The organism is Streptomyces sp. NPDC020958 (assembly GCF_055562175.1).
Map to the genome: position 1 here is coordinate 86,872 of NZ_JBVHFU010000005.1, position 13,612 is coordinate 100,483.

Consider the following 13,612-nt stretch of genomic DNA (forward strand, 5'->3'; position numbering starts at 1 on the left):
TTCGCCTCCGTGGCGTCCCACCGTCGTCCCAAGCAGCCGAGCCGTGCTCGGGTCACCGTGCTCACCTCCGCCGCCGCTGCCGCCGTGGCCCTCTCCGCCCAGGCGGCCAACGCGGCGCCCAGCGAGAAGCCGAGCAAGAACGAGGTCAAGTCCCGTGTGGACAAGCTCTACGAGGAGGCCGAGCAGGCCACCGAGAAGTTCAACGGGGCCAAGGAGAAGCAGGAGAAGCTGCAGAAGCAGATATCCGCGCTGCAGGACTCGGTCGCACGCGGCCAGGACGAACTGAACGAACTGCGCGACGGCATCGGCTCCATGGCCACCGCCCAGTACCGCAGCGGCGGCCTCGACCCGTCCCTCCAGCTCTTCCTCTCCTCCGACCCGGACAGCTACCTCGACAAGGCGTCCACGCTGGACCAGTTGAGCAGCCAGCAGGTCGAGACGCTGAAGAAGATCCAGGCGAAGCAGCGGGAACTGGCCCAGGAGCGCGCCGAGGCGTCCGGCAAGCTGAAGGACCTGGCCGCCACCCGCACCGAACTCGGCCAGAAGAAGAAGGAGGTTCAGGCCAAGCTCGCCGCGGCGCAGAAACTGCTCAACAGCCTCACCGCCGCCGAGAAGGCCGCCCTCGCCGCCGAGCAGGACCGCGCCAGCCGCTCCTCCAGCGCGCGCGTGGACCTCGGCGGCGACACCTCCGCCACCGGCAGGGCCGCCGCCGCCTTCGCCGCCGCCAGGACCAAGATCGGCACCCCGTACGTGTACGGCGCCACCGGCCCGTCCTCCTACGACTGCTCGGGCCTGACGTCCTGGGCCTACGCGCAGGCCGGCGTCTCCATCCCGCGCACCTCCGAGTCGCAGGCGACCATCGGCACCAAGATCTACTCGGCCTCGCAGCTCCAGGTCGGCGACCTCGTCTTCTTCTTCAACGACCTGCACCACGTGGGCCTGTACGCGGGCAACGGGCAGATCCTGCACGCCCCGCGCACCGGCACGGTCGTCCGCTACGAGTCGATGAGCACCATCGGCGGCCCGTTCATGTTCGGCGTCCGCGTCTGACCGGGGTCGAACCACAGCGCCCCGTAGGGGCGCTGGGGGCACCCCCGGCCGGAGGCTGGGGGAGGAACGGGGCGCTTTTTGCTCAGGCCTCTGTTTCGGGGCGGCCGTCCGTCGCCCACAGGGTGTGGAAGGTGCCCTCCCGGTCCGTCCGCCGGTAGGCGTGCGCGCCGAAGTAATCGCGCTGGCCCTGGAGGAGGGCCGCCGGGAGGCGGTCCGCGCGGAGCGTGTCGTAGTGGGCGAGGGCCGCCGAGAACGCCGGGACCGGGACGCCCCGGCGGGTCGCGGACGCGACCGTCTCGCGCCACGGCACCTGCGCGTCCGCGATCTCCTGCGCGAACTCCCCCTCCGCGAGCAGGCTCACCAGGTCGGGGTCGGCCCCGTAGGCCGCGCGGATCCGGTCCAGGAAGGACGCCCGGATGATGCAGCCGCCCCGCCAGATCCGCGCCACCGCACCGAGGTCGATCTTCCAGCCGTACTCGGCGGCGGCGTCCTGGATCATCGTCCAGCCCTGGTCGTAGGCGATGACCTTCGACGCGTACAGGGCGTGCTCGACACGGGACGCGAAGCGGTCGGCCTCGGTCGCGCTGAGCGGTGGCGTGGTCCCGCCGGGCAACCCGGCGTAGGCGGACCGCAGTTCACGGCGCCCGGAGGCCGCGCGGGCGAACGTCGCCTGGGCGATGGCGGTGACCGGCGAGGCCAGGTCCAGCGCGGTCTGCACGGTCCAGCGCCCGGTCCCCTTCTGCCCGGCCGCGTCGGCGACCACGTCGACGAAGGGGGCCCCGGTCGCGGCGTCGACGTGGCCGAGGACGTCGGCCGTGATCTCGATGAGGTAGGAGCCGAGCCGACCGCCGTTCCACTGGCGGAAGATGTCCGCGATCTCGGCCGGCGTGTATCCGCCCACCTGCCGCAGCAGGTCGTAGGCCTCGGCGATGAGCTGCATGTCGGCGTACTCGATGCCGTTGTGGACCATCTTCACGAAGTGCCCGGCGCCGTCGGCGCCGACGTGCGTGCAGCACGCCTCGCCGCCGACCTTGGCGCTGATGTCCTCGAACATCGGCCCGAGGACGGCGTACGACTCGACGGACCCGCCCGGCATGACGGCGGGCCCGTGCAGCGCGCCCTCCTCGCCGCCGGACACCCCGACGCCCACGAAGTGCAGCCCCTTCTCGCGCAGGGCGGCCTCGCGGCGGCGGGTGTCGGCGAAGTGGGCGTTGCCGCCGTCGATGACGATGTCACCGGGTTCGAGGAGCGGGACGAACTCGTCGATGACGGCGTCGGTGGCCGCGCCCGCCTGCACCATGATCATGAGGCGGCGGGGGCGTTCGAGGGCGGCGACGAACTCCGCGGCGCTCTCCGCGCCGACGAACGTGCCCTCGTGCCCGTACTCGTCGAGCAGCGCACGGGTCCGGGCGGGCGTGCGGTTGTGGACGGCGACCGGGTAGCCGTGCCGGGCGAAGTTCCGGGCCAGGTTGCGGCCCATCACGCCCAGGCCGGTCACGCCGATGGCTGCGGATGCGTTCACGGGGGACTCCGATCTGCGGTCGAACGCTGACGTGCCCGGAGGTACGGGCGGACGGTGGGCGTCCGTTCAGACCGGGCCGGTGTCTCGCACAAAGTTCGAAGATGTCCGCACCGCCCGCACCGCCGTGCCGCAACGGACAGACTGCCCCTCATGGCTCGTCTGAGGTTCGTCCTGGTCACCGCGCTGGTCGCCCTCCTGCTGCTGCCCGTCTCCCGCCCGGAGACCCCGCGCGCCCCCGCCCCCGGCCCCTTCGGGGCGTACCTCGGCTACGGCGCCGACGGCGTGCGCCGGGTGCGCGCGCTCGGCGCGTGGCTGGGCCGCGACGAACCGCGCGTCGGGCACACGTACCTGCCCGGTGACGTGTGGCCGAACATCGAGGGCGCCCCCGGCTTCGTCCGGCTGTGGGCGCGCTGGCGGCGGGCCGAACCGGACCGGCTGCTCGTCCTCAACGTGCCGATGCTGGAACGGACGGAGGAGCACCTGCCGGACGCCGAGGTCCGCCGCGAACTGCGACTCGGGGCGGCCGGGTCGTACGACGGCCACTTCCGGGCGCTGGCCCGGCGGCTGGTGGCGGTCGGCGCGCCGGACACCGTCATCGTCCTCGGCTGGGAGATGAACGGGGTGACGTACACCCACCGCTGCGGCCCCGACCCGGCCGCCTGGAAGGCGTACTGGGTGCGGATCGTCACCGCGATGCGGTCGGTGCCGGGCCGGCGGTTCCGTTTCGACTTCGCGCCCGACCGGGGCCGGGACGCGGTCCCCTGGACCCGGTGCTACCCCGGGGACCGGTACGTCGACATCATCGGGATGGATGCCTACGACGCCCCGCGCGGGCTCTCCTTCCCGGAGCAGGTGGCGGAGCCCTACGGGCTGCGGGCCCAGGTCGACTTCGCCCGGGCCCACGGCAAGCCCGTCTCGTACCCGGAGTGGGGGCTGTACGAGAACGGGGACGACCCCGCGTACCTGCGGGGCATGCTGGACTGGTTCGCGAGCGCCCGGCCGGTGTACCAGACCCTCACGGACTACTGCCCGCACGGGGTCTGGGGGTGCCGCGGCAACCCCAGGTCCACGGCCGTGTACCGGTCCCTGATGAGGAGATAGGCGCGTCAGGAGGAGCCGGCGCTGGACGGGCCGAAGAACTCGATCTCGGCGATGGCGACCTGGGTCTCGGCCGATGCCTGGTACGACGACTCGATCGTGAAGCGGACCGAGACGACGTCCGCCGCGCGGAAGCCGCGGGTCTGACCGCCGGCCGTCTGGTCCAGGACCAGCTCGCGGTCCTCGGTCCTTCCGTCGGCCGTCTTGATCGTCGCCTTCAGCCGGTGCGGCAGCGCCGACTTCTTGAGCTGGTCGAAGTGGGTCGACTCGCCCGAGGTGAAGATGACGTTGAGCAGGCGGGTCGGCTCGTCGAAGCGGGCCTCGATCCACTCGCCCTGGCCGGACTGCGTCACACCCGGGCCCCACCAGGTGTTGTTCAGCTTGTCGAAGGCCAGGTCCGGCTTGTGGCCCGCGTACGAGCGGGAGGCGCTGACGCGGTCCGGGGGGACCTGGACGCGCTTGGCGAAGTGGTCGCGGGTGGCGCTGATCGCCTTCGGCGTGTTGACCGCCAGGACCGCGACGGCGGTGAGGATGAGGGCCACGCCGATCCAGGTGAGGACGCGGTCGAAGGTGCGGCGGAGGCGGGGGCGGTCGCCCGCCCACGGGGTCTCGCGGTTGCGGAAGTCGAGGATGCGGCGCCACCACGGGCGGGGGGCCGACGGGGAGGTGTCGGGGTGGCCGGCCATGGGCATGGCGCAGCGGGTGCAGAAGTGGCGGTCGGGGCGGTTGGGGGTGGCGCACCAGGGGCAGGGGGTGCCGCCGTGGGCGCCGAGGTCTTCGCCGGGGGCGCGGACGGAGGTGGGGCGTTGGGGGGTGGGGCGGCCGGGGAGGACGGGGGAGACGGTGGAGGGGGCCGGGGTGGGGGTGGGTTCCGCCACCGGGATGAGCAGGCGCCGTGCCCGGTCGTGGGCGTCGTCGCCTTCGGCGGGCGGGGTCTGCGGGGGGTGCGAAGGCTGCGTCGTCTCGTCGGTGGCTTGCGGTGTGGGGACGGTGGGGGCGTCGGGGGTGGTGGGGGTGGTGGGGGTGGTGGGGTCCGTGCGGGTGGGTTGTGGCTGGTCGCGCAGTTCCCCGCGCCCCTGAAGGGGCGCTGTCGTGGCCGTACCCGACGAGTCGGCGTGGTCCTGAAGGGGTGCTGTCGTGGCCGTACCCGACGAGTCGGCGTGGTCCTGAAGGGGTGCTGTCGTGGCCGTACCCGACGAGTCGGTGTGGTCCTGGCGGGGGGCTGTCGGCGGCGCGGCTTCCTGGGTGTCGGGGGGTGCCGTTGCGGTTGCCGTTGCCGTTGCCGGGGTTCGGATCTCCCGTTGGGGGAGGCCGGTGCCGCCGTCGCGGCGGGTGAAGGCGTCCCAGCCCGGGGGCGGGGTGGTGGAGTTCGACGCCGCGGCCGGGGTGTCCCGGTTGCCGGTCCAGCTCAGGACCCCTCCGCAGGCGTCGCAGAAGGACTGGCCCGGTTCGGCGACCGTGCCGCACTCCGTGCAGTTCTGGGTGGTCGTCATCGCTACGGGGTCCTTTCGGCGGACGGGGAAGAAGCGGTCACCTGGACCGTGTAGGGCATGTGGGCGGGGCGGGCAGCGGCCACGAGGCGTTCCAGGCGGACCTCGTCGGCCGGGGTGGGCGCGGGCAGCGTGAGGTGGACGTGCAGGTGGGGGCGCGGGGCGCCGGGGAACGCGCCGAGCGGGCGGGCGCTCCAGGTCGCGCCGCCGCTCTCGGTGATCTCCGGTGCCACGCCGAACGCCAGCCGGACCGCCTCGGACAGGCCGCGCCGGGTGCCCCGGATGCGGTGCAGGTGGGCGGCCGCGGCCACCGCCGCGCGGAGCAGCGGTGCCGGTTCGGTGCCGTCCGTCTCCGCGCCGACCCAGGTGCCGAGCCACTCCGCGAAGTCCAGCGGGGCCAGCGCCGGGTCGAAGTAACTGGGCAGGCAGTCGAGGACGTTGGGGATCGGGGCGATCACGTCGTCCAGGCCGGCGACGAAGCGCAGGGCGAGGTCGTCGTCGGCGAAGACCGCGGGGAGCATCGGGCCGATGGGGGTGGAGGAGCCCAGGCCGTCGATCGAGCCTCTCAACGCGGACCTCCGGACACGTCGTCGGCCGTCGTCATTCGCCGATCACCCGGACCCGGTGGTCGTAGGAGAAGACCAGGGACGGCGCGTCCAGGTCGATGCGGTCCGTCGGGTCGCCGCGCTTGCCGGTGAGCGGGTCGGCGGGGTGCAGGACGACCTCGTCGACGAGTTCGACGCCGGGGACGCGTTGCAGCACCGCGAAGACCTCGCCGGACTGCACCGGGCGCCCGAACGGCCAACCCTTGCCGTCGGCGCCGCCGGTCAGCGGGTCGAGGTGGCGGTAGAGGGCGTCGTGGGCCTGGCGGCGGACCCGGTCGACGTCCACCCCGCGGAAGGCGTGCAGCGTGGCGACGACGGTGACGCCCTGGTAGAAGGGCGGTCCGACGGCCAGCCTGGTGCCGATCAGACGGCGTTCGTCCAGGTGCCGGGTGATGCGGTCCAACAGGGCGTCCCCGGGCACGAGTTGCTCGAAGCGCAGCCGCCCGCCCGGGTCCGCGACGGCCTGCGGGACCACCAGGACCCGTACCGCGTAGGCGCCGTGCTCGCCCTCCTCGCCCTCCAGGCAGGTGATCCGGGCGGTCTCCGGGGCGGCGCGGCGGGCCAGCTCCTCGTAGTCCCGCAGGGTCACCGCCCGCTCCTGGGCGCGCAGCGTGATCGGGGCGCGCACCTTGGCCTCGGCGACCGTCTCGCCGTCCACTCCCCCGCGCGCCGCCTCCCGGTTGACGACCTCGGAGACGTACGGGATGGAGGAGCGCAGGATCTGTACGGCCCCCCGGGCCACGTTGCCGTCCCGGCCGCCGCCGGTGCGGTAGCGGCGGGCCCGGATGACGGCGCCCTTCGCGGCCACCGCGCCGTACTGGCGCAGCGAGCCGTCCGGTTCGCGCACCGCGGGGCCGAACGCGATCTCGCCGGTGGTCGCGTCGAGCGTGATGTGCCGGTCGTACGGCCCGGAGGCCGCGAAGTGCGGGACCACCTGCCAGTCCAGCCAGCCGCCCTCACCGTCGTGCTCGGCGGTCTGCAGGAGCAGCGGCGGGGTGTCACCGACGACCGGGGCGTGGGCGAGCCGCAGCCGCTGGCCGGGCAGGCCGGTGGACTCGCCGAGGGCCTCGTCCTCGACGGTCTCCGCGTGCACCGCGCCGGTGGTGCCGCCGATGGTGCAGGCCTCGGCGAACCGGACCGTCGGGGAGGTGGTGTAGAAGGGCTGGTCGGGGTGGGGTTCGGTGACCCGGCAGCGCAGCCAGCCCGCCTCCCGGCCGCCGTTGCGGGACAGCACGTGGCCGCCGGGAACGTGCAGCACGACCTCGCCGGGCCGGTTCAGACCACCCGTGCCGTCCTGGTCGACCTCGCACTCCCGCCAGCCGTCCTCCGTCCACGCCTCCCACACCAGCGGCGGCTGCCGCGGATCCACGCCGACACCGTCGACCCTGCTGTCCAGGTCGAGCGCGACCGCGCAGTGCGGGACGGCCGCGGACAGGCCGAGCAGCATGCAGTCACCGGGGTTCGGGGACTCCGTGAAGCACAACAGGTCCTTGCCCTCGGCGAGTTCGTGGGTGAGGTCGACGACGGCCGAGCCGCGCTCCTGCTTCATCAGGTGACGCAGCGCGCTCGGCACGATCGCCAGGTCACGTTCGGTCGCGAAGACCACCGCCTCCTGGGTCTCGGTACGGCGGGTCGCCACCTCGGTGCCGACCGGCACCGGAACCGTCTCCTCCTGGGCCGCCGACAGCCAGAACGTCACCTCGGTGCGGGCCGCCGACGGCGGGAACAGCGTGATGCCGACCAGGTCCAGGAAGGCCAGGTGGTTCTTCTCCGGGACCCGGTTGAGCCGGTACACGATCTGGTCGGCCATGTGCGCGACCGTCTCCACCAGCGTGATGCCGGGGTCCGAGACGTTGTGGTCGGTCCACTCCGGCGCGCGCTGCTGGATGTAACGCTTGGCGTCGTCGACGAACTGCTGGAAGCGACGGTCGTCGAGGTTCGGGGAGGGCAGGGCCATCGGGGATCAGCGGTCGCTTTCCGAGGAGTCCGAGGAGGCGGGCGGCAGGTCCGGCTCGTCGTGGGACGGGATGACGTAGAAGGGGAAGACCAGGCTGCGCGGGTTGTTGGTGCCGCGGATCGAGTAGCGGACGTCGATCATCAGCACGCTCGGGTCGGCCCCGGTGCTGACCTCGACGTCCTCGACCTCGATCCGCGGCTCCCAGCGGTCCAGGCTGGTGTACACCTCGTGCTGGATCCGGCCTGCGGTCTGTTCGTTGACCGGCGCGAAGACCAGGTCGTGGATGGCGCAGCCGAACTCCGGGCGCATCGGGCGTTCACCGGGGGCCGTGGACAGCACGAGCCGGATGGCCTCCTCGACCTCCTTCTCGCCGCTGACCAGGGCGATACCGCCGGTGGGGCCGATCCGCAGCGGGAAGGACCAGCCCGAGCCCACGAACTGTTCTGCCATCAGCTCCGCACCCGCCCCTCGGCGAGGACCTCGTGCCCGCTCATGCCGGGATCACCATCACCGTCAGTCCGCCCATCATCAGGTTGCCGAGGACCGGCACCTCGGGGGCCTGGATCGCCACGGTGGCCAGGGAGCTGATCGCGACGGCGGCGTTGCCGCGCAGCGACAGGGCCGCGTTCGCCATCAGGTTCACGGCGGCGGCGTTCACGGAGACCGCGCCCGCGGGGGACTTGATGTCGACGAGTTCCGCGCTCTGCAGGGAGAGCGGTCCGCCGCTCCTGATGCTGAGCGCGCCGCCCGCCTTCAGGGACAGGTTCGCGCCGGCCTCGACCGACACCGACCTGCTGCCCTTGATGGAGACGCTGCCCTTGCTGTCCACGGTGATCTCGGTCTTCTGCCGGTCGAGGTGGACGGTCAGCTTGTCGTCGCCGCTGGCCAGCCGGACGCCCTGTTTGCGGCCCCGCTGGTCGAGCAGGTCCATCCGGTTGCCGACGCGGTCGGAGATCGTGTGCCGGGTGGCGCGGCCGCGCATCCCGTCGTGCAGCGGTACGTCCCTGACCCTGGTCGGCTTGTCCTTGCCGTTGTAGAGGCCGCCGATGACGTACGCGTGGTCGAGGGCGCCCCGGTCGAAGGCGACCAGCACCTCGTCGCCGACGTCCATCGGGAACACCCCGCCGCCGCGCACCCCGCCCATCTGCACGGTCCGCGTCCAGTCGCTGACGTAGGTGTCGTCGAGCCAGGGGAACTTGATCTTCACCCGGCCCTGCTGGAGCGGGTCCTGCACGTCGGTGACGAGCGCCGGGGCCACACTGAGCTGCCGGTCGGAACCGGCGTCGGTGCCCCCGCCGCCCGAGGCCACCCCGTACAGCGACCGCCACTGCCGGCCGCTGACCGTCACCCAGGTCTCGTAGTGCTTGGCGTCGCCGAAGACGTGCCGTACCGAGGTCACCGTGTACTTGCCGGCGAAGGGCGTGCCGACGTCCTTGAGCGCCACCGGCACCCCGGGCCGCAGCTGCGGGTTGCCCCGGACGATCACCTCGACCTCCGCGAACCCGCTCGTCACGTCGTCGGAGAGGGCGTCGGCCGCGAACTTCACCTCGGACTGCTTGTCGTAGGGGGTGCGGGTCTCGACCAGCTTGGCCGCCGGGAACTTTGCGTAGGCGTCGCCGGGGGTGGCGCCGATGCTGTACGCCTTGTTCCCGTTGGCCTTCGAGGTCGCGGTGAGCGTCTTCTTCGTCGTCACGTCCCAGCCGCGGGACTCGACGGTGGCGACCTGGTCGGCGGCGGTCACCGCGGAACGCAGCCGCAGGATGTCGTGCCCGGCCTCCAGGACGAAGGGGCTCTTGTCGCCGTCCGTGCTGGTCGAGGGCGCCCCGGAGGCGTCCTTCGGCTTCACGAACTGGAACTTGCCCTTCGCGTCGACCGACATGACCATCTCGTTCTCGTCGGCGAGCCGCGCGAGGAACTCCCAGTCGGTGACGTTGCTCTGGCTGATGAACTCGTAGACGGTCTTCGTCGCGTCGATCCGTCCGATCGGCACCCCGTCCTGCCCGGCCAGCTTGCGGGCGATGTCGGAGGCCGTCTGGTTGCGGTAGGCGACCACCCGGCGCTGGCGCATCAGCCGGAAGCCGTTGTCGTAGCCGCGGATCACGGCGTAGCTGCCGGTGCCGTCGTACTCGGCCTCCATGGCGGTGACCTCGCCGGTCAGCAGCGGGCCCGCGGTGTCCAGGCCGTCGGACATCGGGGTGAGCACCACCTCGCTGCCGAACTTGACGCCCAGGTCGCCGAAGAGCTTGCGGTCCTTGTCGCGGAAGGTCAGGTGGAAGGCGGCGGGCACCCCGACACCCTGGTCCACATGGGCCTCGACCAGCGCGGACCCCCACACCGGATCGGACTTCAGGTCCTTCCCGTCGACGGTGACCTTGATGATGTTCGAATAGGCGTACTTGACCATCAGCGCCGCACCTCCTCGGCGGCGGGCAGCACGAGTTCCGTGCCGGTGGGCAGCCGGTTCGGGTCGTCGATCCCGTTGGCGTCGGCGATCGCCCGCCACGCCGACGCGTCGCCGTACTCCCGCCAGGCCAGCGCCTGGAGCGAGTCCCCGGCGACCACCCGGTGCACGCGCTGCGCGGTGAGCGCCCCGGAGGTCGGGTTCTGCCCGGGGGTTTTGGTCGGGATCTCCTGGAGCTGCAGTCGGCAGGTGGCCCGGATGGGCATCCCACTCGTCCCGAACAGGGTGTACGAGGCGTCGGCGGAGGCGACGAACGCCGTGAAGCGGGCCGTCGAGAACGAACCCCACTCGAAGACCACCCACGGCGGCGAGGGCCGCTTGTTGGCGATGCTCTGACTGGTGACCTCGCAGCAGGTCAGCAGCGACTCGACCTTCTTGAGCACCGTGTTGTCGGTCGGGTCGTCGGAGGAGTCCAGGAAGATCTCCACGTTCATCTGCCGGGGGTACGCGCCGAGGAACTCCGGGAGCGGACCGTCGCGTTCGATCGGCGCGTACGAGGACTTCCAGTCGGCACGGCGGCCGATGCTGAGCTGCGCCGGGTTGAAGTCGAAGTGGAAGGACTTGATGAGAGCGCCCGGGGTGCGGCTGCCGCTCGGTGGGGGCTGGTGGATCTCCAGGGTGGCGCGCACGAGGCTCTTGCCGGCGCCCCGGCTGCTGCTGGCCATGTCTTTCTCTGCCCTCTCGTCTCTCTGTCCGTCTCGTCTCTCTCGTCCCGCTCAGTCGGTGAAGCCGTGGTGGGTGATCTCCAGGACCTCGGTGGCCACGGCGGGGCTGGCGGGGTCCAGGGAGGGGCCCTGCCAGCTCACGGGCAGGACGTCGAGAAGACCCCAGCGGGCCACCTCCGAACCGTCCGCCCGCAGTGCCGTGATCTGGGCGGTGGGGCGCTTGATGCCGGTCTGCACGGAGGAGATCCACTTGGCGACCTTCGAGGTGTCCGGGGTGAGCGGACGGGTCAGCCGGATGGTGGAGAAGGTGACGCGGGTGGGCAGTTGCCACACGAAGCCGTTGTTGCCGCCCTCCTGCCTGCGCTCGACCTCCACCTGCGAGGACAGCCCCTGGCACCCGTTGAAGTAGCCGAGGCTCTCGCCGTCGATGGAGAGGCTGAACCAGATCGTGGTTCCCGGGTCCTGGCGAGCCATCGGGGGCCTTTCTGTGGGTGGGGCGGGTGACGGGCGGTGGGTGGTCGGCGGGGGGTGATGGGCCGGCGGGGGTCAGGGGCGGAAGTCGCGTAGCTTGCCGACGCGTTCACGGTCCCGGCGCAGTTCGGTGCGGACCTGCCGGGTGATCCGGTCGATGATCCGGTGGACCAGTGCGTCCACCTGGTACTCGGTCAGGGCCCGGGGGTCGAAGCCGCCCTCCTCGATCGCCATGTAGTCCGGCGGGTCGTCGCCGTCGCCGGCTGCGGAGGCGGAGGCGGAGTACGACGGCGGGGGATCGTCCGGGGGTGAGGACGAGGGCGGCGGCGGAGGTGGCGGCGGCGTCTCGGACTTGGTGAGCGGGGCGTGGGGGCGGGTGGGGGTGGAGCCGGTGACCGGGGTCTTCTTCACGGAGTGCGGGGGAAGGACCGGTGGGAGCGAGGTGGGGAGGGGGTCGCGCTGGACGGTGGGGGGGTTGAGGGGCGCCAGGGGGAGGGGGTCGGTGCTGGTTCGGGGGGCGGTCGCGCCGGTGGTTCGGAGGGGGACCGGCTGGGAGGTGCCGACGGCGGGGGTCGCCCGCTGCACGGGGACGGCGAGGGTGGGGGCGGCGGCCGTGGTCGCCGTGCGGCCGGGCGTGGGCGGGGACGTCCGGTGCGGCGCGATGCCGCCCGGCACGTGGGCGGACGTGCCTGCTGAGGGGGTGGCGGGGGACCGCTGGACGGAGACGGGGGCGACGCCGGGTATGTGCGTCGGCGCGCTGTCCGGTGGAGTGGCGGGGCGTCGCTGGACGGGTGCCGGGGGGCCGCCGGGGGTGGGTGCGGGCGTGGAGGCCGGGGCCGGGGCCGGGGCTCCGGTCAGGAACGGGGGTGTGGCGGGGGCGAAGGGGGGCTGGTGGTAGGCGCCGGCCGGGATCGACGGTAGGTCGGGGGCGGGTGGGTTCGGGGTGGTCGCCGGAGACGGCCGGCCGGCCGGGCGGTTCGCTGTGCCGGCCGGTGTCTGCCGCTGCACGGGACGTGCGGGGGACGTGAGGGGGGCGCCGAGACCGAGGCGGGGGGTGCGGGGGATGCTCGGGGTGCGGGGGGTGCTCGGGGTGCTCGGGGTGCTCGGGGTGCTCAGGGCACGCTGGGCGGATGCGGATGCGGGAGCCGGGGCCGGGGCCGAGGGGGTGGGGGCAGGCGCAGGAGTCTCCGTGCTGTGCGTGGTCCGGCGCTGCACCGGAGGGTTGGTTGCACCGACGGCTGCGGAGCGTGCGGGTACCGCGCGCGGCGGTGTCGGGGAGGGGGGCAGGGGGGCACCTAGGCCGGGGCGGGGAGTGCTGGGCGGTGACACGGCGCGCTGCACGGAGGGGGTGTTGCCGCCGGTCGCCACCGTGACGGCCGGTGGGGGCTGATCGCGCAGTTCCCCGCGCCCCTGACGGGGCGCTGTCGTCGGCGTGTCGGTCGGGCCGCCGTGACCCGGGAGGGGGGCTTTCGCAGCAGCGCCCGCCGTGTCACCGTCGCCCTGCGCGGACACGGACGGCACCGCGCCTGACGGGTCCCGGTGGCGCTGAACGGACACCGCCGACGCCCCGCCCGCCGAACCACCGCGGCCCCGAGGGGGCACGGCAGCAGCATCGCCCTGAACGGGCACTGTCGACGCCGCGCCTGACGGGTCCCGGTGGCGCTGAACGGACACCGCCGACGCCCCGCTCGACGAGCCACCCCGGCCACGAGGTGGCACCGCAGCCGCACCGGCCGCGCCGCCGTCCCCCTGACGCGAGCCGTCTCGACCCTGCAAGGGCGCCCCTGTCACAGCACCAGCCGGACCATCCTCACCCCGACCGGACACCGACGGCACCACACTCGCCGAGCCTCCATCACCCTGACCGGACTCTGACGACGCCGCGCCTGACGGGTCCCGGTGGCGCTGAACGGACGCCGTAGACGCCCCACCCGCCGAGCCACTCCGTCCTTGAAGCGGCGCTCCCGGCGCGGCACCAGCCGAGCCGCCCTCACCCTGACGGGACGCTGACTGCGTCACATCCGCCGAGCCACTCCGTCCTTGAAGCGGCGCTCCCGGCGCAGCACCAGCCGAGCCGCTCTCACCCCGAGCCGACGCCGACGGCACCACACCCGCCGTGCCGGCCTGGCGCTGAACGGACACCGTCGACGCCCCACCCGCCGAACCACCGCGTCCCTGAAGCGGCGCTCCCGGCGCAGCACCAGGCGAACCGCCCTCACCCCGACCCGACGCCGACGGCACCGCGCCCGCCGAGCCGACCTGGCGCTGAACGGACACCGTCGACGCCCCACCC

Annotated in this window: 11 protein-coding genes; 2 read left to right on the forward strand and 9 right to left on the reverse strand. The window is 73.1% G+C overall.

Annotation, left to right across the window (positions count from 1 at the left end; all coding sequences use genetic code 11):
* Positions 1 to 9 precede the first annotated feature (9 nt).
* Positions 10 to 1,050 carry a C40 family peptidase gene (locus ACZ3KP_RS17395; protein WP_467500431.1) on the forward strand — a complete coding sequence of 347 codons (1,041 nt, stop codon included), beginning with the start codon at positions 10 to 12 and terminating at the stop codon, positions 1,048 to 1,050.
* Between the two features lie 82 nt (positions 1,051 to 1,132).
* Here the strand turns inward: ACZ3KP_RS17395 and gndA are convergent, their stop codons facing one another.
* On the reverse strand, positions 1,133 to 2,572 hold the full coding sequence (gene gndA / locus ACZ3KP_RS17400; RefSeq protein ID WP_467500433.1) for an NADP-dependent phosphogluconate dehydrogenase: 1,440 nt from the start codon (positions 2,570 to 2,572) through the stop codon (positions 1,133 to 1,135).
* A gap of 150 nt (positions 2,573 to 2,722) precedes the next feature.
* Here gndA and ACZ3KP_RS17405 point away from each other — a divergent pair, with 150 nt between their 5' ends.
* Positions 2,723 to 3,673, forward strand: a complete 951-nt coding sequence (locus ACZ3KP_RS17405) for a glycoside hydrolase family 26 protein (protein ID WP_467500435.1) — start codon at positions 2,723 to 2,725, stop codon at positions 3,671 to 3,673.
* A gap of 5 nt (positions 3,674 to 3,678) precedes the next feature.
* Here ACZ3KP_RS17405 and ACZ3KP_RS17410 read toward each other — a convergent pair whose 3' ends face one another.
* The 8 genes from ACZ3KP_RS17410 to ACZ3KP_RS17445 form a co-directional block, all read right to left on the reverse strand.
* Positions 3,679 to 5,163 carry a zinc ribbon domain-containing protein gene (locus ACZ3KP_RS17410; RefSeq protein ID WP_467500437.1) on the reverse strand — a complete coding sequence of 495 codons (1,485 nt, stop codon included), beginning with the start codon at positions 5,161 to 5,163 and terminating at the stop codon, positions 3,679 to 3,681.
* Between the two features lie 2 nt (positions 5,164 to 5,165).
* The gene (locus tag ACZ3KP_RS17415) at positions 5,166 to 5,729 is read right to left on the reverse strand and encodes a phage tail protein (protein WP_358972028.1); all 564 of its coding nucleotides are present in this window, start codon (positions 5,727 to 5,729) and stop codon (positions 5,166 to 5,168) included.
* Between the two features lie 31 nt (positions 5,730 to 5,760).
* On the reverse strand, positions 5,761 to 7,722 hold the full coding sequence (locus tag ACZ3KP_RS17420; protein ID WP_358972026.1) for a putative baseplate assembly protein: 1,962 nt from the start codon (positions 7,720 to 7,722) through the stop codon (positions 5,761 to 5,763).
* 6 nt (positions 7,723 to 7,728) lie between these two features.
* Positions 7,729 to 8,172, reverse strand: coding sequence for a GPW/gp25 family protein (locus ACZ3KP_RS17425; protein WP_132888531.1), 444 nt, complete (start codon positions 8,170 to 8,172; stop codon positions 7,729 to 7,731).
* Between the two features lie 40 nt (positions 8,173 to 8,212).
* Entirely contained in the window at positions 8,213 to 10,126 is a 1,914-nt protein-coding gene (locus ACZ3KP_RS17430) for a VgrG-related protein (protein ID WP_467500440.1), read from the reverse strand.
* Positions 10,126 to 10,848 carry a CIS tube protein gene (locus ACZ3KP_RS17435; RefSeq protein WP_132888529.1) on the reverse strand — a complete coding sequence of 241 codons (723 nt, stop codon included), beginning with the start codon at positions 10,846 to 10,848 and terminating at the stop codon, positions 10,126 to 10,128. The genes ACZ3KP_RS17430 and ACZ3KP_RS17435 overlap by 1 nt, the downstream gene beginning before the upstream one ends.
* 51 nt (positions 10,849 to 10,899) lie before the next feature.
* Positions 10,900 to 11,322 (reverse strand): phage tail protein, encoded by a 423-nt coding sequence (locus tag ACZ3KP_RS17440; protein ID WP_132888528.1) that lies wholly within the window; start codon positions 11,320 to 11,322, stop codon positions 10,900 to 10,902.
* A gap of 72 nt (positions 11,323 to 11,394) precedes the next feature.
* Entirely contained in the window at positions 11,395 to 11,994 is a 600-nt protein-coding gene (locus tag ACZ3KP_RS17445; protein ID WP_467500443.1) for a hypothetical protein, read from the reverse strand.
* Positions 11,995 to 13,612: the final 1,618 nt, after the last annotated feature.